Origin of the sequence: Marinomonas rhodophyticola (assembly GCF_026113935.1) — a bacterium.
In the GTDB taxonomy this organism is placed as follows: Bacteria; Pseudomonadota; Gammaproteobacteria; order Pseudomonadales; family Marinomonadaceae; genus Marinomonas; species Marinomonas rhodophyticola.
In genome coordinates this window covers 230,742-251,021 of the sequence record NZ_JAPEUL010000009.1, presented here as the reverse complement: position 1 = coordinate 251,021, position 20,280 = coordinate 230,742, and the positions used below count along the sequence as shown (strand labels likewise).

Sequence of the window (20,280 nt, the reverse complement as noted above, 5' to 3'; positions counted from 1 at the left end):
CGAGGGTCTAATGGCTGAATTAAAAACAGTCGCGCGACCGTACGCTAAAGCGGTTTTTGAAGTAGCTAGAGAGCAGGGTTATATTGCTGAGTGGGCCGATATGTTAAACATATTGGCTGCTGTTACAGTAGAACCCAAGCTTAAAAAAGCACTTGGAAATCCCGCTTTTAGTGCGGAAGAGAAGGCAAACGCTCTAGCGGACGTTTGTGCAGAAGTAGCTACAGAGCAAGGCAAAGCATTTTTGTTAGCACTTGCAGTGAATAAGCGTTTATCGCTTCTTCCTATGATTTCTGAGCTATTTTTACAGTTCAAACTGAATTTCGAAAAAGCTGTAAATGTTGAATTTACATCAGCTTTCGAGTTAACAGCTGAACAAACACAAACATTAGCCGCTTCATTGGCGAAAAAGTTAGATCGTAAGGTCAACTTAACCAGTGAAACAGACGCGAGCCTAATTGGTGGCGTGGTTATCCGTACCGGTGACTTAATCATCGACGGTTCAGTACGCGGAAAATTAGCGAAACTGGCCGAGGCGATAAACTCCTAGCGTTTCGTTAAATCGAAACCAGGGTTGAGGAATTTAGCATGCAGCAACTGAATCCATCTGAGATCAGCGAGATTATCAAGAAGCGCATCGAGAACCTCGATGTAACTTCTGATGCCCAGAATGAGGGCACAATTGTCAGTGTGGCAGACGGTATCGTTCTGATTCACGGTCTGGCAGATGTTATGTACGGGGAGATGATTGAATTCCCTGGTGGTGTTTACGGTATTGCTTTGAACCTAGAGCGTGATTCTGTAGGTGCGGTAGTACTAGGTAAATACCAAGATCTTGTAGAAGGTCAAAAAGTAAAATGTACAGGTCGTATATTGGAAGTTCCAATTGGTCCTGAATTGCTTGGTCGTGTTGTTGACGCATTGGGTAACCCAATTGACGGCAAAGGCGCAATCGATGCAAAACTTACTGATAAAGTTGAAAAAGTGGCGCCGGGCGTAATCGCTCGTCAGTCAGTTGATCAGCCAATTCAAACTGGTTACAAGGCAATTGATGCCATGGTACCAGTAGGCCGTGGTCAGCGTGAGTTGATCATCGGTGACCGTCAGGTTGGTAAAACAGCTTTAGCAATCGACACTATCATTGCTCAGAAAAACTCTGGCATTAAATGTGTGTACGTTGCGATCGGTCAGAAACAATCTACCATTGCTAACGTCGTGCGTAAGCTAGAAGAAGCGGGCGCTATGGCTTACACCACTGTGGTTGCTGCAGGTGCGTCTGATCCTGCTGCTATGCTGTACCTAGCACCATACACTGGCTGTACTATGGGTGAATACTTCCGTGACCGCGGTGAAGACGCATTGATCATATACGATGATTTGACCAAGCAAGCTTGGGCATACCGTCAGATCTCTTTGCTACTTCGTCGTCCACCAGGTCGTGAAGCGTACCCTGGTGATGTTTTCTACCTTCACTCTCGTCTTCTTGAGCGCGCGTCTCGTGTAAACGTTGACTACGTAGAGAACTTTACCAATGGTGAAGTGAAAGGTAAAACAGGTTCTTTGACAGCATTGCCAATCATCGAGACACAAGGTGGTGACGTATCGGCTTTCGTACCGACAAACGTTATCTCTATTACCGATGGTCAGATCTTCTTAGAAACGAGCTTGTTTAATGCGGGTATCCGTCCAGCGATGAACGCCGGTATTTCGGTTTCTCGTGTTGGTGGTGCAGCACAAACTAAGATCGTTAAAAAGCTTGGCGGTGGTATTCGTCTTGCCTTGGCTCAGTATCGTGAATTGGCGGCATTCGCGCAGTTTGCATCTGACCTAGACGAAGCAACTCGTAAGCAGCTAGAGCATGGTAAACAGGTTACTGAACTGATGAAACAAAAGCAGTTCTCTCCTATGCCTGTAGCTGATATGGGTGTGGTTCTTTACGCTGCTAATGATGGCTTCCTTGAAGATGTTGAAACAAGCAAAATTGGTAGTTTTGAAACGGCTTTGTTGAGCTATATGAACAGTGAACACACTGATCTTATGGCTGACATTAACAAAACTGGCAATTTTAACGGCGAGATTGAAGCGACATTTAAAGCGGCAATCGAGAAGTTTAAAGCGACGCAAACTTGGTAATGATTTTGGTGGCAAGCTAGTTTAGCCTGTCACCATTTTCTTGCAGTTTGTGAAATAACATTCTCACAAGGGCAGTTCTATTATGGCAGTCGGAAAAGAGATACGCACTCAGATTTCGAGCATAAACAATACGCGTAAAATTACTCGTGCTATGGAAAAAGTAGCCGCAAGTAAAACGCGTAAAGCTCAGGATCGTATGGCCGCTTCTCGTCCGTATGCGGAACGAATTCGCCAAGTAGTTGGTCATTTGGCCAACGCGAATCCTGAGTATAAACACCGTTACCTTACCGAGCGTGAGGCGAAGCGTGTTGGTTATATCGTAATCTCTTCTGACCGTGGTTTATGTGGTGGTTTGAACGTTAACGTGTTCAAAGCCGCTATTAAGAACATGAAACAGTTTGCTGATTCTGGTGTTGAAATCGACATCTGTGCAATTGGCTCTAAAGCCGTTTCATTCTTTCGTAACTACGGCGGAAATGTAACAGCAGCCTTCACCGGTTTAGGTGATGCACCTAAAGCTGACGACTTAGTCGGAAGTGTTAAGGTGATGCTAGACGCATTTGATGAAGGTCGCATTGATCGTCTTTATGTGGTTTCAAATGAGTTCGTGAATACCATGACTCAGAAGCCGACGGTTGAGCAACTTTTGCCATTAAAGGCGGAAGAGAATACAGAGTTAAAGCACCACTGGGATTATATCTACGAGCCAGATGCCGTTGAAATTCTTGACGAATTATTGGTTCGCTATATTGAATCTCAAGTATATCAGTCTGTGGTTGAGAACATTGCATGTGAGCAAGCAGCGCGTATGCTGGCAATGAAAAATGCAACCGACAACGCAGGCGATATCATTGATGAATTACGGTTGGTGTACAACAAGGCTCGTCAAGCGGCGATTACTCAGGAAATTTCTGAGATAGTCAGCGGCGCGGCAGCGGTTTAAGGTATTTAGGTATTTAAGAGGATCCGAACATGAGTAGCGGACAAATCGTACAGATTATCGGTGCGGTTATCGACGTGGAATTCCCACGTGATAGCGTGCCAAAAGTTTATGATGCCCTGACTATCGAGGGTAAAGAGTTGGTGTTGGAAGTACAACAGCAACTAGGTGACGGTATTGTTCGTACCATCGCCATGGGTTCCACTGACGGAATGAGACGTGGTTTGGTGGTTGAAAACACTAACAAACCTGTTTCTGTCCCTGTTGGTACGAAGACACTAGGACGTATTATGGACGTTCTAGGTAACCCAATTGATGAAAAAGGCCCTATCGGCGAAGAAGAGCGTTGGTCAATTCACCGTGCTGCTCCTTCTTATGCTGAGCAGTCTTCTAGTAACGAATTGCTAGAAACTGGCATCAAGGTTATCGACCTTGTTTGTCCTTTCGCGAAAGGTGGTAAAGTTGGTCTGTTTGGTGGTGCCGGTGTAGGTAAAACCGTAAACATGATGGAGCTTATCCGTAACATCGCGATCGAGCACAGCGGTTACTCTGTATTCGCTGGTGTTGGTGAGCGTACTCGTGAAGGTAACGACTTCTACCATGAGATGACTGACTCGAACGTAATCGACAAGGTATCTCTTGTATACGGTCAAATGAACGAGCCACCAGGTAACCGTCTACGTGTTGCTTTGACTGGTTTGACTATGGCTGAGAAGTTCCGTGACGAAGGTCGTGACGTACTTTTCTTCGTAGATAACATCTACCGTTACACACTTGCGGGTACGGAAGTATCTGCATTGCTAGGTCGTATGCCATCTGCGGTAGGTTACCAGCCTACACTTGCTGAAGAGATGGGTGTTCTTCAAGAACGTATCACCTCTACTAAGACGGGTTCTATCACGTCTGTTCAAGCGGTATACGTACCTGCGGATGACTTGACAGATCCATCTCCAGCAACAACGTTCTCTCACTTGGACGCAACCGTTGTATTGTCTCGTGACATCGCCTCTTTGGGTATCTACCCAGCGATCGATCCACTTGATTCTACTTCACGTCAGCTTGACCCATTGGTTATCGGTCAAGAGCATTACGACGTAGCACGTGGCGTTCAAATGGTATTGCAACGTTATAAAGAATTGAAAGACATCATCGCAATTTTGGGTATGGACGAGTTATCTGAAGAAGATAAACAAACGGTTAACCGTTCTCGTAAAATCCAGCGTTTCTTGTCTCAGCCTTTCTTCGTAGCAGAAGTATTCACTGGCTCTCCAGGTAAGTATGTTTCTTTGAAAGACACGATTCGTGGCTTTAAAGGCATTTTGGATGGTGAGTTCGATGATCTTCCTGAGCAAGCGTTCTATATGATTGGTAGTATCGACGAAGCGGTCGAGAAAGCTAAGAAACTTTAACCATCACACGCAGCAAAAGCGTCATTAGACGCTTTTGCTAAGTATGACTAAGAGAGGCAACTTATGGCTATCACAGTACACTGCGATATCGTAAGCGCTGAACAAGAGATTTTTTCCGGTACGGTGCAATCTCTTGTGGCTGCAGGCAGCTATGGTGATTTGGGTATTATGCCTGGTCATGCGCCATTGTTGACGACGCTGCAACCAGGTCCTGTTCGTGTGGTTAAAGAAAATGGTGATGAAGAGTTTATCTTCGTATCGGGTGGCTTCTTAGAAGTTCAGCCACACCGTGTTACCGTTTTGGCTAATACAGCCACTCGTGCAAAAGATCTGGACGAAGAAGCGGCACTAAAAGCGCAAGAACATGCGAAAGAGCTTTTGGCTAACCAAAAACCTGATGTCGATTACACTCGTGCGACAGCGGAATTAGTGGAAGCTATGGCTCGTTTGCGTACTATTCAACAGTTTCGCAGTCATCAATAGGCGGGATTGTTTTGAACAGTCAAAAAAGCAGCCTGATGGCTGCTTTTTTATTGTCTGCTATTTATTTGGGGATGTTCTTGAAGGGTAAAGCTGCTTCTTTAAAGCATCTTCCATAGTGTATCGAAGATAATTTGTTGTGCTTTGGCAATGTCTTTTGATTCCAATACCACGGCAGAAGGGAAGTTGTTACTCGCCAAAGAAATAATCGCGCATTTGGGCGGATAGATAGCGATATAGCTGGCATCCACCGAGCCTTCTGTTTTGATCCATTTACGTTCTGATAATTGCGCTTCTTCACCCCCTTCACCCAGAGCGATTACTTTTACATTAATGCCCAGTTTTACCCGTTGTTTGGTGTAGTTGGGGAAAGGGCGGTACAAAAAGGGACGGATCGGTTTAGACGAAAACACGCAATATTCTTTGTGGTCTTGTTGTGATACGACGTTTAAAATATCGCGTAATACCCATTCTATACCATCGTCTCCCTCATAATACCGCACATGGGTTTGATGATAGTCTGGTTGCTGTTGATGTAAGTTTGGGATGATTGTGCTCTTGAGGTTCTCTATGGTTTTATTGAGTCGGTTGCGTTTTTCTTCCGCTAGATTCAATAGAATGTCTGGATTTTCAGCAGTAAAAAAACGGCGCTTCCCTTTCGGGAAATAGCTGACAATACCTTTTGTTTGTAATTGCTTGAGAGACTCGTAGGCCGTACCGCGATTGATGCCACTGTGTTCGGCAATGTCTCGTATGGAAGACGGACCGAGTTTTAACAAGGTTTGATAAAGTTGTGTTTCTTTTGGTGTTAAACCAAGCATTTCAAAAGCTTGCTGAATCATAGGACTCTAGTACCTGATTATAATTTGTAGCGTTTTTAATGATTTAAAAGAATACACGTATTGATAGAAAAAGCGCAGGGCGATTTTTCTGCGAGGAGAAAAAAGTGACAAATGATCAACGATTTGGTGGCATTCGCCGCTTATATGGTGATGCAGCGTATGAGTTTTTTACTCAAGCTCACGTGTGTGTCATTGGTATTGGTGGCGTTGGCTCTTGGGCGGCTGAAGCCTTAGCCCGTTCTGGTATTGGTCGCATTACCTTGATCGATATGGATGATGTTTGTATTACCAATACCAACCGTCAAATTCATGCGCTAGACGGTAACATTGGCGAATCGAAAGTCGATGTCATGGCCGAGCGTATCAAGTTGATTAACCCCGATTGCCTAGTAACCCGCATTGAAGACTTTATTACCCCTGAGAACATCTCTGAGCTGCTCTCTACGCCCTTTGATTACATTATCGACTGCATAGACAGTATCAAGCCTAAAGCGGCTTTGATGGCATGGAGTAAGAGCAACAAGCGCAAAGTGATTACTGTCGGTGGCGCGGGTGGTCAAATAGACCCGACGAAAATCTTAATCGGTGATCTTTCAAAAACGGAAAAAGACCCGCTCGCGGCAAAACTACGCAACTTTTTAAGACGCCATTACAACTTCACTCGCAATCCCAAACGCCGCTTCGACATCGAATGTGTGTATTCCACCGAGCAATTGCGCTACCCGCAAGGTGACGGCACCGTATCTCACCAGCGTTTAAAAGGCGATACAGAAACCAAAATGAACTGCGATACTGGCTTTGGTGCGAGCACCGCCGTAACCGCTTCCTTCGCGTTTGTGGCGGTGTCGAGAGTGTTGGAAAAACTGGCGCAGAAGGCGAATTAAGACATGATACCTACGACCATGACGTTCTTTGAACGCTTCGAAGCCGATATTCTATCGGGCAAAAAGACCATTACTTTACGTGATGAAGTGGAAAAGCATTATGTGCCGGATTCTGTTGTCACCGTATCTACCTTTGAAGACGGTCGTAAATTTTGTCGATTAAAAATAGTGTCTGTCGAGCCGGTCTTGTTTGATGCATTGACGGATTACCATGCCGCACAAGAAAACATGACCTTGGATGAATTAAGGGCCGTGATTCAAGACATTTACCCAGGGATTCAGCAGCTGTATTTGATCTCTTATCAGCGGGTTGATGCATGACAGACAAACAGATTCTGCTCATCTATGACAAGGAATGTCCCGCCTGCCATTTTTATTGTCAAATAGTTCGTATACGGCAAAGCGTCGGAGAGTTAGTACTCATTGATGCTCGCGACAATCCAGAGGTTATGGTAGAAGTGAATGCGAAAGGCTTAGACATAGATCAAGGCATGGTGTTGAAAATGGATGGACAGCTCTACTATGGTGCAGACGCTATCCAGCTTTTAGCTTTGCTGAGTAGCCGATCTGGCGTGTTTAACCGCTTGAATTATTGGCTGTTTCGTTCCAAAAAAATCGCCGCTATTTTGTATCCTATATTAAGGTCTTGCCGTAATCTGTTATTGAAAGTATTAGGCAAAACTAAGATTAATAACTTAAAGCAAGAAGATAACGATAGGTTCTAACGAGCATGTCGTTATATTTCAATAGAAGGTTATTAAAGGTTATCTTGAAATAAATCAGCAATTTTTTACAAGAATTTTTTACCCGAATGGTTAGCGTTAGACAGAGTTGACGTTTACTTGGAGGCCCGGATGCACGCAAACGAATATTGCCACGTTTCAACTAGCCAAATCTTGGGCGGTGTGGAAATGATTGAAGCACAGTTTACCGATACCGTATTTGGTAAACATGCTCACGATGGCTTTGTTATCTCGGTGGTCGATGCGGGAGTGATGCATTTTAGCCATCGTGGCGCGAGCCATAATGCCTTGCCGGGACAGTTATCGATTGTTGCTCCTGATGAATTGCACACCGGATCTAAGGGAAGAGGGGAAGGTTGGCGTTATCGTGCTTTGTATCCATCCAAGGAGCGTATGATGGCTTTAAACCAGTCTTTGTTTGGGGTTGAGTATGTCCCCCATTTTCGACAAAGTGTGATCAGCGACGCGCGCTTAAGCCAGCAGATGCGGATGCTACTTAAGAAGCTCTCTCATGGCGCGGAAGCCTTGGATATTGAGGTGCATTGGGAAATGCTGTTGGTGAACTTACTATTACAGGAAAGCCAACGAACGTCGACACGCCATTTTAATAAAGCACAATCTAATATTGAGTCAGTACGTGATTTACTGTCAGACTGCTATCAGCAGAAACTTTCCCTTGAAGTCATTGCGCAACAGGCTGGTATCAACAAGTTTCACCTCATTAAAGAATTTAAGCGTTGTTATCAGTTAACCCCTCATCAATATCAAATCCAACAACGCTTGAATCATGCTCGAGCTCAACTAAAGCGCGGTTTTAGTTCTGTTGATATTGCGCTCAATTGTGGTTTTCATGATCAAAGCCATTTCACCAAAGCGTTTTTTAGCGCGATGGGGATCACGCCAACGGCCTATCAAAAGCAATTTTTTACAAGATAAAAGCTAACTGGCTGATTAAAGTGATGGCCTCAATCGTGAGGAGCAAAGTCATGGAAAATCAACTAGCGTTTTTGGCCATTTGCCTAGCATCGGCATTATCACCAGGACCTGGTGGTTTGGCTGTTGTAAGTAACAGCATTAACCAGAGTTTACGGGGTACTTTACCGGTGATTTTTGGCATTGCTACAGGGTTAATATTCGCTTCTGTGTTAGCGAATACTTGGTTGTTAGCCATGATTCATTCTAATGAACACGCTTTTCAAATTATGACGTGGTTGTGTAGTGGCTATATCGCTTATTTGGGCTGCAAGGCGTTGTATTATGCTAACAGTGAGGTGACTATCGCCACGCAAGGATACAGTTTTAAAAATGGTGTATTGATCTCGCTATTAAATCCAAAAACATTGGTCTTTTTTGGCGCTTTATTTCCATTATTCGTTCCGTCAAACGAACATTTTGTGGTCTATTCAGTATTATTAACGCTAGAGTTGGTCGTGATCACTTTGATTATCCATATACTTATTTCTTCAGCGATAGATAAGGTATCTCACTGTTTAAAGCATCATATAGTACTGATTAATCGTATTACAGGGTTGTTGTTTATCGGTTTGGGCATAGCAGGTTTTATTGTTTAGGTGCCTGTATTTTTTCCAAAATCGCCAATATGCCATTGGCTCTAGAGCTGGTTAAGTAGCTTGATAGATTAAGTTCGGCTAGCTCTGCTTTTAGATCCATTTGTTGGATGTCTGTGAGAGCTTTCCCTTCGACCAAGCTCAATATGGCGACTAATACCCCGCGCATGAGTTTGGCGTCGCTGTCGGCTTCAAAGTGGCGTATGCCATGGCTTTCTTCAATGATGAGCCAAACTGCGCTTTCGCAGCCTTTTATTTTGTTTACTTCCGTTTTATCTTCAGCAGTCAGTCTTGGAAGTGTTTTGCTCAACGTCACCAAGGTTTTGAAGGTGTCTTCCTTGCTTCGGCACGCCTGTAGTTGGGTTTTGAGGTGTATGGCGTCTGTCATCACGGGTTACTCATCGTTTAGTAGGTCTATGGCGTCGAGCAACACATCACAGAAGCGGTTGGCTTCTTCCATGGTGTTATAACAAGCGAAGGAGGCACGTAAGGTTCCGGCAACGCCAAGTTGTGCCATTAATGGATGGGCACAGTGGCTGCCTGCACGAACGGCGACACCTTGGCTGTCTAGGTAAGCGTTTAAATCCAAGATATGAATATTGGGTACACTTAGAGACACTAGGGTGGTGTTTTTCTCGGGGGAATAAATTTCGATACCGCCCGCTTTATGCAGTCTTGTATAAACATGATTCGCAAGCGATTGCTCCCAAGCCAATAACGCTAGGCGATCTTGGGCGTTGAGAAAGTCACACGCCGCCGCTAAGCCAATAACGCCTTCAATATGTGGCGTTCCCGCTTCTAAACGATAAGGCAAAACATTGAATTCTGTGGCTTGGTAGGAAACATGACGTACCATTTCGCCGCCAGTTTGGTATGGTAGTAACACGTCCAACGCATGACTTTTGCCATACAAAACACCAACGCCGGTCGGCCCATACATCTTGTGGCCAGAGAAGACATAGAAGTCACAGTCTAATGTTTGCACATCAATAGGATAGTGCGCCACAGCTTGAGCGCCATCGACAAGGGTAAAAGCGCCTTGTTGCTTGGCATGATCGAGCATAGTTTGTAGCGGTGTACTTACGCCGATGGCATTCGAAATCTGCGTTGCCGCAAAAATACGAGTGCGATCGGTAAAATAGTGGCTGAATTCGGGTTCCCATTCACCATTGGATGTTAACGGTACAATGCGTAAGCGTGCGCCTGTGCGAAACGCCAGTTGCTGCCAAGGGACCAAGTTAGCATGATGTTCTAAACTGGTGATGAGGATCTCATCGCCTTTTTCAAGAATGTGCTCAAGGCCGTAGGCCACTACATTGATGGCTTCCGTTGCGCCTTTTGTCCAAATCACGTGGCTTTGTTCTGGCGCGTTAATAAAGCGCGCGACGGTGTCTCTGGCTTGCTCAAAACGGTTAGTGGCTCGATCGCTAAGAAAGTGGGCGCCGCGGTGAACATTGGCATTGAAGTGTCGATAGTAGTCTTGGATAGCATCCAATACTGGCAAGGGCTTTTGAGTCGTGGCGGCATTGTCCAAGTATGTTAATGGATGATCGTAGGCCGATTGCGCCAAAATGGAAAAAAGGGGACGAAGCAATAACGGGTCGAAAGCCATGAATACTCTACGTTGAAATCAGCCTAAAATAAAAGAAATTGTACCTTAACTCCTACAAAAAGCGGGAATTATTGGGCTTTTACTTGCGTTTTTTTCAGACAACTATAATGATTGATAACAGATACTAGATGACAAACTAGAAAAGGTACAAAACGGTGGCGGATTTTTTATATAAAGGTGTGGTGGATTGGTTTTTGGATCAAATGTCACAAGAGGCCATTGTGCCTGGTGATAAGATGCCCTCTTTACGAGCGTTATCGAAGCAATTGGGCCTGAGCTTAAACACGGTCATACACGGTTATGAGTTGTTGAGTGAAGATGGCTGGATCGAGTCTCGTCCCAAATCGGGTTACTTTGTTTGTCATCGCAGTGACACTAAGCCAGCTTTGTTGCTGGCGGGGGATGAGCTACGTGAACTGGCCAATGATGGCACTAAGCCGGCTTGGTCGTGTCTTGCTCACCGTGCGGCTTTGGTCGATCAAAGCGAGGCTTTTTTAAGCCCCGCAGCGCGTCAGGAAGAAGTCCATCTGCCTGTCTTGGGTAAAGGTCATTTAGCCGTGCGCGAAGCCGTTAGCGAGCATTTAAAAGGCCTTGGTATTAAAGTCCATGCCTCACACCTTTGGTTAGGACATTCACCTTTAGCTATCTTCACTCAAACCGTGCAAACCTTAACTCAACGTGGTGACAGCGTGTTGGTGTTAACGCCGTGTGATCCTCGAATCACCACCACCTTGCAAAGTTTAGGGCGACAAGTGATTGCCCTGACGGCGGGTGAGCGCGGTGTCGATTTAGATTTAGCGATTCGCTGTTTACGGGATAAAGCCATTCGCTTGATTGTTTTGCCTGGGCAGTTTTCGTTTCCAGCGGGTCAGTTGGTGAGTAATTTAAGTCTGCGTCGTTGGTTGGCGATTATTGAAGAAACCAAGTTGCCCGTGATTGAGTGGGATTTGTGTTCGCATTTGGCGTATCGCGCTGGTTCGATGATGACCTACAAGTCAATGGATTCGTCTGACCATATTGTCTATATCGGTGGCGTGGAATCAAAAGGCGTAGATCGCTCTGCAAGCTGGTGCTTGCCAGGTCGATATCAAGCCGTATTAGAAGGGGCCTTTTTAGGTGCCGATATGGCGTTGAGTGATGCTCAGCAGATGGCACTGAACGACGCCTTGCAGTCTAATAGCAAACGTTCGTTAACGAAACGTGCTCGAGAAGTTTGGGCAAATTCGGAGCGTGTTAAAGCGCATTTGGAAACCCGTCTGGGCGAGCATGTCAGTTTTGCGGCGAGTAAAGGAGGGATGTCACTCTGGATGCGCTTGTCTAAACCGTTGGATGTTGCCAGTATGACGGCTCTACTAGCCGGCTTTCGACATGCGATCATGCCCGGTGCTTTGGTGAGTCATGAAGCCGACGCTAATCATTGGTTGGCAGTGAATGTGACCTTAGACGACGTTGAGCCTTTAGCGAAAGCCTTGGCGGAGCATTTGGTCGTTGATGAAGAGATTAAGACGACCAAGACGATAAATGATCCTGTTATTGAACCAACAACAGAGTCAGCAGAAGTGAGCGAGCAAAGAGAAGAGGCTGAAGAGATAGAAGAGATAGCGGAAGCCATAGAAAGCGATTTACAAATGTTTGATGTTTTAGAAGCCAACAACGTTGGAGCGTCTGACAAAGAAGCGAAAAAATCACGCAATGCAACAACAGAACCACTTTATAACCCGATGTTGGATTTAATTAATCACGACTTTGGTTAGAGCCCAAAAAGAGTCATGTTTTCTAGAAAATGACAAAAACAATAAAGGCCAGATTTACTGGCCTTTATTGTTTATTCGCTAGTCTATGGCTATTGTTGGCGCGCAGCCCTGAACATATCTAGGTCTTTATTATAGATTTCGCTGTTCATATCAAAGGCGCCCATGACGCTATGGAAAATATTCGCTTGGGTGCTTTGTTCTCGTGCTCTTAGTTTATCGATAGAGATATGCCTCTGATCAATAAAAGATGGCGACATCCACACAAAGAACGGCACTTTGAATTGTTGCTCAGGTGCAATGGAATAAGGTGTTCCATGTAAATAAATACCACCTTCGCCAAGTGACTCTCCATGGTCAGATACATAAAGATAAGCGCTGGAGGTGTCTTTCAATCCTTCTAAAGTTTTGCGTAACTGATCTAAGAAATGATCGTTATATAAGACGGTATTATCGTAGGCGTTAATTAGCTCCTCTTGCGTGCAGTTACTAAGCTCGACCGAACGACAAATAGGTTTAAAAACCTCAAACTCCTTTGGATATTTACTGTAATAAGATGGTCCATGACTGCCTGTTTGATGCAGAACCACAAAGACTTTTTGTTTATCCGATTCTTGAATTTGCTCAGCTAGATGACTTAATAACACGCCATCATAGTCGCATTCACTGCCTTCACAGTTCTTTTTCAAATCCCCTGAACTTAAATAGCTAGCTACTTTAATTGGTGGCTCTCCCCAGTTTTTTGTGCGCCAAAAAACGTCAACTCCTTGTCTTTGCAGGTAACTTGGCAAAGGTTCAAATTGCTCGGAGAAACTACCACTTGGGTTATTGTGTGAAAGAATACATTTCACAGATTCGGTAGTGTAAGTGGCGCAAGAGGTCGCATTTTTTAAGGTAACGACATTTTCAGATGCGGTTAGCAAAGGATTGGTTGGTTTTTCATAGCCGTATAGGGAAAAATTCTCCGCTCGCGCTGATTCACCAATGACTAACACCACAACGGTTTTTTCATTTGAATCAAAGGTGGCATCTGGTAATAGAGTTTGTACTACATTTTCTTTCGCTAACTGGTTTTGATAGCGAATCGTATTACCTACGTAAGACCAAGGCATGATTCGGCCACCTAATTGTTTGGCATGATCATCAATCCATAGCCAATGACTTTGTGACTGCCAAATCCAAGTAGACGTGACTATGACGGTGATAATAAGATGCGCGAATAATCGTATTCTTGAGGTTTTCTGAACCGACACACGAAGGATTAACCAAGCTGGTAAGACGCCAAGCAGAATAAAATAAATGGCCAGCTTTGGGCTTAAAAATTGTCCAGATTCTGAATATTGGGTGTTAAAAATATTGCCTATCATGGTTCTGTCTAAGATGACGTTATAGGTCACCACGAAATACACTGCCAATGAGTTTGCTAATGCAAACACCACACATACAGCTTTACCTAAGCGTCTAGATAAAATAAACAACACATAAAGCACCAGCGTGGTGACTAGATAAATAGCGGCAAAAACGGTCATGAGAGTTTGCATGCTATTCAACGTAAAGCCATCTAGATTTTTTATCGAAAAAGAAAATAAAGGCCAGTTATATAGCGCTGTATTTAGTAGCGTTAGCAAAATAACAAAGCTTGAAGTACTAGGTTTTGTTTTAAAACCCTGTCTGAAGAAAGAACATAGCCCTGTCGTGAGTCGGGACAAAATAGTGTGGTTACGCTTCATGTGGGATATGTGTTCCTGTTGACCTTGTTTGCTACTTCGATAAAAAATCTAGATTAAGAGAAGGCTAAATAAGAAAAATCTAGATGGAAAAAATTGCTCGTGATTATTCGCCTATTAACGGGGATTTCATCATGATCATCAATCCTTCTTTTACCTTTTATTTGCTTATTTCACATAAAAGTACAAACAAATACATAACTATTTATTTCTGTTTATATCTCAGATTCTCATTTCACTTATTTTTCACTCAATGTGCATAAAATGTGACCATCTAATTTATATCTCTTTTTGTCAAAAGAAATGAGGGTTTTATGCGTTGTCACTTAACTAAAATGTCGACCAATTATAAATCGCTGCTAGATCAAGCTAGAGCAAGCAAGGCGGTTGTTCCTCAATCTAGTATTCAAATTTTACTTTTGGTTGCCGTTGTATTAGCAAGCACTGCCATGATTGGTAATGTACTTGGTGGTTATCATTTTGGCTTTATGGAAATAAATAGCTTTAGCATCTACATACCTTCTTTCTTATTGGAAAATATGACGGTATTTGGAGATGGCGTATTTTTGTTGGCCCTAGTGCTGTTATTTTCTTGCCGCAATATTCGTTTTCATTGGACTGTTCTATTCACCACATTACTTGGTGCCATCGTAGTTAACTTACTTAAGGATTATTTTGCGATGCCGCGTCCACCGGCAGTGCTTGATCCTGAAACCTTTAATCTTTTGGGCAGAGCCTATAAAGCACGTAGCTTTCCTTCTGGCCATAGTTTAACGGCATTCTTATTAGCAAGTGTGTGTTTCTGCTACGTTCAAAATGCTTATGCTAAAGCGACGTTTATCCTGTTGGCGGTATTGGTTGCTTTGAGTCGGGTGTTGATTGGTGTGCATTGGCCAATGGATGTTTTAGTTGGTGGCGCATTGGGTGTGGTTTTAGGTGTGGGTGGTGTGATGATTACCGCAAAATGGAAGTTTGGTTTGTGTGCCTATGTGCATCTATTTACACTGAGTTTGTTTGTCATTGCGTGCATCATAGTATTTGTTGATGGCAACGATTATAAGCTCGCTTTACCTTTGTTATATGTTGTTTCAGCCGCTGCTATTATTCGCACAATGAAGAGTTATGTTTTTGTTCGTTGATTTATATTTATAGAACTGATGTGATTTAAGTGACTAAGGCGCTAAGACAGCGCCTTTTTTATGGCAGTTAACATGCTTAAATGATCCTTGTAATCTAGTGGAATAGGCGTGAGCTTATCGCCTATTAACAAGGCTAAAGAAGGGAATGAATTCAAGCCAAGATGCCTAGCCTGTTCTATTTCTTCTTCCAATAAACGCTCATTTTTAACGTGCTGCATGGTCTTCTGAAAACCGTCAGCATTCATGCCTATTTGTTCAGCACATGCAATTAAGGTGTCGAGATCCGACGGATTTTTAGCGTTTAAGTAATACGCCTCTTGGATGGCATGATACATCTCTTCTTCGAGTCCTATGTCTCTGGCGACGTAACAGGCACGGCAGGCTGGATAAGTTGATCGACGTGGCGCTGCGGTTTTCCAGAAGTCGAAATTAAACTCCGTTCCTAGAGTGCTTTGAATATGTTTCCATGTGCCTTCCAGTTTGGCTTTCATTTCCTCTGGCATGGCCACATCGGAATCAATGGCAAGACCGCCAAGCATAGGCTGAATGGTGAGCTGATTGGCATCGATCAAATGTTGCAAGGCTTTTTGCAGCTTGGTCCAAGTAGGACGAAATCCCCAACACCAGCTACACATTGGATCGTAGCAGTAAATCAGTGTGGCGGTCATAGATGGCTCCTGTATGTATAAAAAAAGCGGACCCATAAGGTAACAGCCTACTGAGTTATAAAACAACCAACAAAAACCATCGACATAAAAAAACGGCCTCAACATTCACGTTGAAGCCGTTTTTATTGCCTCACACCAAGGCGAGTAAATGTGAGCTTAGCCCTTTAAAATCGCGGCAATAGCATCACAAAGTGAAGTCCATATTGTCATGCGTCATGCCCGCGACACTAATGCGTCCTGAGCCAACAATGTAGATGCCGTACTCTTTGCGCAACTGTGCCACTTGATCTGGTGTTAGCCCAGAAAAAGAAAACATACCTTGCTGATGCGAAATAAACGAAAAATCTTGGCTCACACCTTTAATTCGTAGGGTATTCACAAACAAACTGCGCATTTCGTGAATGCGTGTTCGCATGGCTTTTAACTCGCTTTCCCACAAAGCATAAAGCTCTGGGTCATTGAGGATTTCGGCTACTACAGCAGAACCATGGGAAGGTGGGTTTGAATAATTGGTACGAATACAGCGTTTGATTTGTGTGAATGTGGTTTCGGCTTGTTCTGCGTTTTCACAGACAATGGTTAGCGCGCCAACGCGTTCATTGTATAGACCAAAATTTTTCGAGAAGGAACTGGCGATGAGCATCTCTGGCACATACTCTAAAAACTTACGTAAACCTTGAGCGTCTTCTGTTAAACCTTGACCAAACCCTTGGTAAGCGAAATCAAACAAGGGTAAGAAACCTTGTTTGCTGCAGAGTTTCGCTAATTGGTACCACTGCTCGGGTGTTGGGTCTATGCCGGTTGGATTGTGGCAGCAACCGTGAAATAACACCACGTCGCCTTCAGGTACTTGCGACAAACTGGCAAGCATGGCTTCGAAATCCAACGATTTGTTATCGGCATTGTAATAAGCGTAGCTGCCTACTTCTAAACCGACGGACTGAAAAACGGACTGGTGATTAGCCCAAGTTGGGTTACTGACCCAAATTGTGGCTTCGGGTAAATGCTTTTTAATGAATTCAGCGGCGACGCGCAACGCACCGGTACCACCGGGAGTTTGTGCTGTTTGAGCAAGCTGTTTGGTAATAATGTTGTGGTCTTTACCAAATAAAAGCGTTTGCACGGCAGATCGATAGGCGGGAGCGCCCTCTATGCTGAGGTAGTTTTTGGTTTTTTCTTGGGTCAACAAACGTTCTTCTGCTTGTTTAACGGCTTTTAAAATCGGTGTATTGCCTTGTTCATCCTTATAAACACCAACACCTAGGTTGATTTTATGCGGATTAAGATCATTTCTATAAGCGTCATTCAGGCCAAGAATTGGGTCTGCAGGAGCAGCTTGGATATGTTCAAACATGGTAACTCCCCAAGAGGGTTATTTTCTTTTTTATTATGGATTAAAAGATATGAAAATCAGACGCTATGGTACTCCAACACGTGAGTAACCGCTATAAGTTGCAGAAAAACGAAGACGATAAGAAGAGATAAAAGTCATATTTTAAGGGAATAATGATTTTTCTCCTTTAAAAATAAGCGAGCAAAGCCACATACAAAAAGTACGATTGAAAAAACAATGTCCTACTATTGTCGTAGGCGCGAGCGTTCTTTGGTGAAATACACACTACGGCCTAACGCAGAGGTTAGGCCCAGTTTGTTGTACCAAATCACTCAGTTTAGCGAGATAAAATCAATCATCCCAGCCGTTTGAGATATCATGGTTTAAACGTTTTTGTTCTAAGTGCTGTTCAATTGCACGTCGGGCTTTTAACATACGTGCCGCATCTTCCTTTTGATTCCGTTCTTTTGTTTCATTATCCAAACTAATGGAGGCATGCAGTATGTCGGTTTTTACTTCAGTTAGTGTTTCGGCAAAATTGCTCATCGTTATACCCTTTTTGGACGTTCGATGACATTGAACTGTATAGACCCCTGTCATCGGCTGTTGAAAAAAGTCAAAATAGACAGACAACTCATTTTCACGTTAATAAAAAACGCAAATCGTTCGAAAATCAATCTATTTTTGCGGATTTTTGTGACAAAAGTATTAATTAATTATGGCGGAATGTAATGGACGTTTCTTTTATCCTCGACTCACTGAATGACAAGCAACGGGAAGCGGTCGCCGCGCCCTTGCAGAATAGCCTTGTCTTGGCTGGCGCAGGATCGGGTAAGACCCGTGTTTTGGTCCATCGCATTGCTTGGCTGATGCACGCTTACGAGCTATCACCCTATAGTTTGATGGCCGTTACATTCACCAATAAGGCTGCTCGCGAGATGCAAGGTCGTATTGAGCAATTGGTTGGTGTTCCTCCACAAGGCATGTGGGTGGGGACTTTCCACGGTTTAGCGCATCGCTTATTGCGTGCTCACTGGCGTGATGCTGGACTCAAAGAAAACTTCCAGATCATGGACAGTGATGACCAACTACGCTTAATCAAACGCATCATGCGCGAACTGAATATCGACGATACTCGCTGGCCGCCGAAGCAAGTGTCTTGGTTTATTAACGCGCAAAAAGACGAAGGCCGTCGTGCGGCACATGTGCCAGACAGCCATGACCCTTTCTCCAAAGGCATGCGCGAGCTGTACTACCACTATGAAGAGGCTTGTGAGCGTGGTGGTTTATTGGATTTTGGCGAGTTGCTGTTGCGCGCTCATGAGTTGATGCTCAGCACACCCGCTTTGTTACGCCATTATCAAGAGCGTTTTCGTCATGTGCTGGTGGACGAGTTTCAAGATACCAACACCATTCAATATGCTTGGTTGCGCATCATGGTGGGCAGCGAAGGCACGATTACTGCTGTGGGTGACGATGATCAATCGATTTACGGTTGGCGTGGTGCAAAAATTGAAAACATCCAAAACTTCACCAAAGATTTTAAAGACGTTGGCACCATTCGTTTGGAGCAAAACTACCGTTCAACGGGCCATATCCTAAACGCGGCGAATGGTTTGATTAAACACAATGATGATCGTTTGGGCAAAGAGCTTTGGACCGACAGCGGTGAAGGTGACCCTATTTCCTTGTATGCAGGCTTTAACGAGCAAGATGAAGCGCGTTTTATCATCGGCATCATCAAACAATGGCGCGATAAGGGGACGGCGTTGTCTGACATGGCGATTCTGTATCGCTCCAATGCTCAGTCACGGGTGATCGAGGAATGCTTGGTTAGGGAACAGATTGCTTATCGTATTTATGGTGGGCACAGATTCTACGACCGTCTTGAAATCAAAAATGCCTTGGCTTATGCACGCTTGGCGTTGGATCCGAATGACGATGGTGCGATGGAGCGTGTTATTAACGTACCGCCTCGTGGTATTGGTGAACGTAGCATTGGAACCTTGCGTGAAATCGCCCGTGATAACGGCTGTTCTATGTGGCAAGCCGCGCAAGAAGTGGTGCGTCAATCCTTGATGCCGGGCCGTGCGACCAACGCCATTAAAACCTTTTTGCATCTTATTGAGGGTTTAAGCACCACGGTCCAGCAACCCGATTTGAACTTGAACGACATTTTCGAACAAATTATCGAAGAAGCCGGTTTGATTCCTTTCCATGAAAAAGAGAAAGGCGAGAAGGGCGAAGCGCGTATCGAAAACTTAAAAGAGTTGGTGGGTGCGGCTGGCGGTTTCAGCTGGAGTGATGAAGACGAAGAGTTTAGTTCGCCGCTGATGGCATTCTTGGATAAAGCCGTGTTGGACGCTGGCGATGCGCAAGCCGACGAATACCAAGACGCCGTGCAGTTGATGACCTTGCATTCGGCGAAAGGTCTTGAATTCCCATTGGTGTTCTTAACCGGCGTGGAAGAGAACCTGTTTCCGAGCAAGATGTCTTTTGAAGAACCAGGACGCTTAGAGGAAGAGCGACGCCTTTGTTATGTGGGTATTACCCGAGCTATGGAGAAACTCTACATCACTTACGCGGAATCCCGTCGTTTGTTTGGCAGTGAGTCGTTTAATAGCCCCTCTCGTTTTATCAAAGAAATCCCACCGCAGTGTTTGGAGGAAGTGCGTCTGCGTTCGCAAGTGAGCCGTCCTGTGTCGTTGCAGCGCCCAGACTACCAGTCTGAAAAGAATAAATTGCAAAACAGCAGTTTGTTAAACAACTATAAAGCGCCAGAAGTGACGGTGAATATGGGCGATCGAGTGAATCATCCTGTGTTTGGTGAAGGCTTAGTGATCAACTACGAAGGCCAAGGCCCACAAGCACGCGTACAGGTAAACTTTGATGACGAAGGCACTAAGTGGCTGGTGTTGTCGTTTGCTAAACTGGAAGTGCTTTAACTCTCCGGTAAAAAGGACGCTGACTCTTATTCCTTTGCGCTCTGCTGCGCAGGCTCAGCGCGTCAGCAGGAATAAGATTCAGCTTATCTTTGTATCCTTGTTTTGACGT

At 44.4% G+C, this 20,280-nt stretch carries 20 protein-coding genes; 13 read left to right on the top strand and 7 right to left on the bottom strand.

Annotation, left to right across the window (positions count from 1 at the left end):
* Positions 1–10 precede the first annotated feature (10 nt).
* The 5 genes from ONZ52_RS15555 (at position 11) to ONZ52_RS15535 (ending at position 4,962) form a co-directional block, all read left to right on the top strand.
* Positions 11–547 (top strand): F0F1 ATP synthase subunit delta, encoded by a 537-nt coding sequence (locus ONZ52_RS15555; protein WP_265219634.1) that lies wholly within the window; start codon positions 11–13, stop codon positions 545–547.
* A 38-nt stretch (positions 548–585) separates the two neighbouring features.
* On the top strand, positions 586–2,130 hold the full coding sequence (atpA, locus tag ONZ52_RS15550) for a F0F1 ATP synthase subunit alpha (protein ID WP_265219633.1): 1,545 nt from the start codon (positions 586–588) through the stop codon (positions 2,128–2,130).
* 82 nt (positions 2,131–2,212) lie between these two features.
* A complete protein-coding gene (gene atpG, locus ONZ52_RS15545; RefSeq protein ID WP_265219632.1) occupies positions 2,213–3,073 on the top strand; it encodes a F0F1 ATP synthase subunit gamma in 861 nt (286 codons plus the stop codon).
* A gap of 29 nt (positions 3,074–3,102) precedes the next feature.
* Positions 3,103–4,479 carry a F0F1 ATP synthase subunit beta gene (gene atpD / locus ONZ52_RS15540; RefSeq protein ID WP_265219631.1) on the top strand — a complete coding sequence of 459 codons (1,377 nt, stop codon included), beginning with the start codon at positions 3,103–3,105 and terminating at the stop codon, positions 4,477–4,479.
* Between the two features lie 63 nt (positions 4,480–4,542).
* Positions 4,543–4,962: a F0F1 ATP synthase subunit epsilon gene (locus tag ONZ52_RS15535; protein ID WP_265219630.1), complete on the top strand. Its 420-nt coding sequence runs from the start codon at positions 4,543–4,545 to the stop codon at positions 4,960–4,962.
* A 98-nt stretch (positions 4,963–5,060) separates the two neighbouring features.
* On the opposite strand, the gene ONZ52_RS15530 is transcribed toward ONZ52_RS15535, so the two are convergent.
* Positions 5,061–5,801 carry a TrmB family transcriptional regulator gene (locus ONZ52_RS15530; protein WP_265219629.1) on the bottom strand — a complete coding sequence of 247 codons (741 nt, stop codon included), beginning with the start codon at positions 5,799–5,801 and terminating at the stop codon, positions 5,061–5,063.
* 104 nt (positions 5,802–5,905) lie between these two features.
* Between ONZ52_RS15530 and tcdA the strand changes: the two genes are divergently transcribed.
* The 5 genes from tcdA (at position 5,906) to ONZ52_RS15505 (ending at position 8,999) form a co-directional block, all read left to right on the top strand.
* Positions 5,906–6,685 carry a tRNA cyclic N6-threonylcarbamoyladenosine(37) synthase TcdA gene (gene tcdA, locus ONZ52_RS15525; RefSeq protein WP_265219628.1) on the top strand — a complete coding sequence of 260 codons (780 nt, stop codon included), beginning with the start codon at positions 5,906–5,908 and terminating at the stop codon, positions 6,683–6,685.
* Positions 6,686–6,688: 3 nt separating this feature from the next.
* Positions 6,689–7,006: a N(4)-acetylcytidine aminohydrolase gene (gene yqfB / locus ONZ52_RS15520; protein WP_265219627.1), complete on the top strand. Its 318-nt coding sequence runs from the start codon at positions 6,689–6,691 to the stop codon at positions 7,004–7,006.
* Positions 7,003–7,410, top strand: coding sequence for a DUF393 domain-containing protein (locus ONZ52_RS15515; RefSeq protein WP_265219626.1), 408 nt, complete (start codon positions 7,003–7,005; stop codon positions 7,408–7,410). The genes yqfB and ONZ52_RS15515 overlap by 4 nt, the downstream gene beginning before the upstream one ends.
* A gap of 129 nt (positions 7,411–7,539) precedes the next feature.
* Complete coding sequence (locus ONZ52_RS15510; protein WP_265219625.1) at positions 7,540–8,364, top strand: helix-turn-helix transcriptional regulator; 825 nt, start codon at positions 7,540–7,542, stop codon at positions 8,362–8,364.
* Positions 8,365–8,414: 50 nt separating this feature from the next.
* Positions 8,415–8,999 carry a LysE family translocator gene (locus ONZ52_RS15505; protein WP_265219624.1) on the top strand — a complete coding sequence of 195 codons (585 nt, stop codon included), beginning with the start codon at positions 8,415–8,417 and terminating at the stop codon, positions 8,997–8,999.
* On the opposite strand, the gene ONZ52_RS15500 is transcribed toward ONZ52_RS15505, so the two are convergent.
* Both ONZ52_RS15500 and ONZ52_RS15495 read right to left on the bottom strand, forming a co-directional pair.
* Positions 8,989–9,384 carry a SufE family protein gene (locus ONZ52_RS15500; RefSeq protein ID WP_265220306.1) on the bottom strand — a complete coding sequence of 132 codons (396 nt, stop codon included), beginning with the start codon at positions 9,382–9,384 and terminating at the stop codon, positions 8,989–8,991. The two genes, ONZ52_RS15505 and ONZ52_RS15500, sit on opposite strands and share 11 nt — an antisense overlap.
* Before the next feature lie 6 nt (positions 9,385–9,390).
* The gene (locus ONZ52_RS15495) at positions 9,391–10,608 is read right to left on the bottom strand and encodes an aminotransferase class V-fold PLP-dependent enzyme (RefSeq protein WP_265219623.1); all 1,218 of its coding nucleotides are present in this window, start codon (positions 10,606–10,608) and stop codon (positions 9,391–9,393) included.
* Positions 10,609–10,763: 155 nt separating this feature from the next.
* Here ONZ52_RS15495 and ONZ52_RS15490 point away from each other — a divergent pair, with 155 nt between their 5' ends.
* Complete coding sequence (locus ONZ52_RS15490; RefSeq protein WP_265219622.1) at positions 10,764–12,362, top strand: GntR family transcriptional regulator; 1,599 nt, start codon at positions 10,764–10,766, stop codon at positions 12,360–12,362.
* Between the two features lie 89 nt (positions 12,363–12,451).
* Here the strand turns inward: ONZ52_RS15490 and eptA are convergent, their stop codons facing one another.
* Positions 12,452–14,089: a phosphoethanolamine--lipid A transferase EptA gene (eptA, locus tag ONZ52_RS15485; protein WP_265219621.1), complete on the bottom strand. Its 1,638-nt coding sequence runs from the start codon at positions 14,087–14,089 to the stop codon at positions 12,452–12,454.
* A gap of 311 nt (positions 14,090–14,400) precedes the next feature.
* On the opposite strand from eptA, the gene ONZ52_RS15480 reads away from it, so the two are divergent.
* Positions 14,401–15,225: a phosphatase PAP2 family protein gene (locus ONZ52_RS15480; protein ID WP_265219620.1), complete on the top strand. Its 825-nt coding sequence runs from the start codon at positions 14,401–14,403 to the stop codon at positions 15,223–15,225.
* A 41-nt stretch (positions 15,226–15,266) separates the two neighbouring features.
* On the opposite strand, the gene ONZ52_RS15475 is transcribed toward ONZ52_RS15480, so the two are convergent.
* The 3 genes from ONZ52_RS15475 to ONZ52_RS15465 form a co-directional block, all read right to left on the bottom strand.
* A complete protein-coding gene (locus ONZ52_RS15475) occupies positions 15,267–15,893 on the bottom strand; it encodes a DsbA family protein (protein WP_265219619.1) in 627 nt (208 codons plus the stop codon).
* A 184-nt stretch (positions 15,894–16,077) separates the two neighbouring features.
* On the bottom strand, positions 16,078–17,247 hold the full coding sequence (locus ONZ52_RS15470) for an amino acid aminotransferase (protein ID WP_428981181.1): 1,170 nt from the start codon (positions 17,245–17,247) through the stop codon (positions 16,078–16,080).
* Positions 17,248–17,577: 330 nt separating this feature from the next.
* On the bottom strand, positions 17,578–17,772 hold the full coding sequence (locus ONZ52_RS15465; protein ID WP_111605834.1) for a PA3496 family putative envelope integrity protein: 195 nt from the start codon (positions 17,770–17,772) through the stop codon (positions 17,578–17,580).
* A 185-nt stretch (positions 17,773–17,957) separates the two neighbouring features.
* Between ONZ52_RS15465 and uvrD the strand changes: the two genes are divergently transcribed.
* Positions 17,958–20,171, top strand: coding sequence for a DNA helicase II (gene uvrD, locus ONZ52_RS15460; RefSeq protein WP_265219618.1), 2,214 nt, complete (start codon positions 17,958–17,960; stop codon positions 20,169–20,171).
* Positions 20,172–20,280: the final 109 nt, after the last annotated feature.

Bases quoted from the DNA above. Each gene is read 5' to 3' on its own strand.
- yqfB (WP_265219627.1), top strand. From the start codon at position 6,689: ATGATACCTACGACCATGACGTTCTTTGAACGCTTCGAAGCCGATATT.
- ONZ52_RS15495 (WP_265219623.1), bottom strand. From the start codon at position 10,608: ATGGCTTTCGACCCGTTATTGCTTCGTCCCCTTTTTTCCATTTTGGCG.
- atpA (WP_265219633.1), top strand. From the start codon at position 586: ATGCAGCAACTGAATCCATCTGAGATCAGCGAGATTATCAAGAAGCGC.
- atpD (WP_265219631.1), top strand. From the start codon at position 3,103: ATGAGTAGCGGACAAATCGTACAGATTATCGGTGCGGTTATCGACGTG.
- ONZ52_RS15480 (WP_265219620.1), top strand. From the start codon at position 14,401: ATGCGTTGTCACTTAACTAAAATGTCGACCAATTATAAATCGCTGCTA.
- uvrD (WP_265219618.1), top strand. From the start codon at position 17,958: ATGGACGTTTCTTTTATCCTCGACTCACTGAATGACAAGCAACGGGAA.
- atpG (WP_265219632.1), top strand. From the start codon at position 2,213: ATGGCAGTCGGAAAAGAGATACGCACTCAGATTTCGAGCATAAACAAT.
- ONZ52_RS15465 (WP_111605834.1), bottom strand. From the start codon at position 17,772: ATGAGCAATTTTGCCGAAACACTAACTGAAGTAAAAACCGACATACTG.
- ONZ52_RS15475 (WP_265219619.1), bottom strand. From the start codon at position 15,893: ATGACCGCCACACTGATTTACTGCTACGATCCAATGTGTAGCTGGTGT.
- ONZ52_RS15505 (WP_265219624.1), top strand. From the start codon at position 8,415: ATGGAAAATCAACTAGCGTTTTTGGCCATTTGCCTAGCATCGGCATTA.
- eptA (WP_265219621.1), bottom strand. From the start codon at position 14,089: ATGAAGCGTAACCACACTATTTTGTCCCGACTCACGACAGGGCTATGT.
- ONZ52_RS15535 (WP_265219630.1), top strand. From the start codon at position 4,543: ATGGCTATCACAGTACACTGCGATATCGTAAGCGCTGAACAAGAGATT.
- ONZ52_RS15470 (WP_428981181.1), bottom strand. From the start codon at position 17,247: ATGTTTGAACATATCCAAGCTGCTCCTGCAGACCCAATTCTTGGCCTG.
- ONZ52_RS15500 (WP_265220306.1), bottom strand. From the start codon at position 9,384: ATGACAGACGCCATACACCTCAAAACCCAACTACAGGCGTGCCGAAGC.
- ONZ52_RS15555 (WP_265219634.1), top strand. From the start codon at position 11: ATGGCTGAATTAAAAACAGTCGCGCGACCGTACGCTAAAGCGGTTTTT.
- ONZ52_RS15510 (WP_265219625.1), top strand. From the start codon at position 7,540: ATGCACGCAAACGAATATTGCCACGTTTCAACTAGCCAAATCTTGGGC.
- ONZ52_RS15515 (WP_265219626.1), top strand. From the start codon at position 7,003: ATGACAGACAAACAGATTCTGCTCATCTATGACAAGGAATGTCCCGCC.
- ONZ52_RS15530 (WP_265219629.1), bottom strand. From the start codon at position 5,801: ATGATTCAGCAAGCTTTTGAAATGCTTGGTTTAACACCAAAAGAAACA.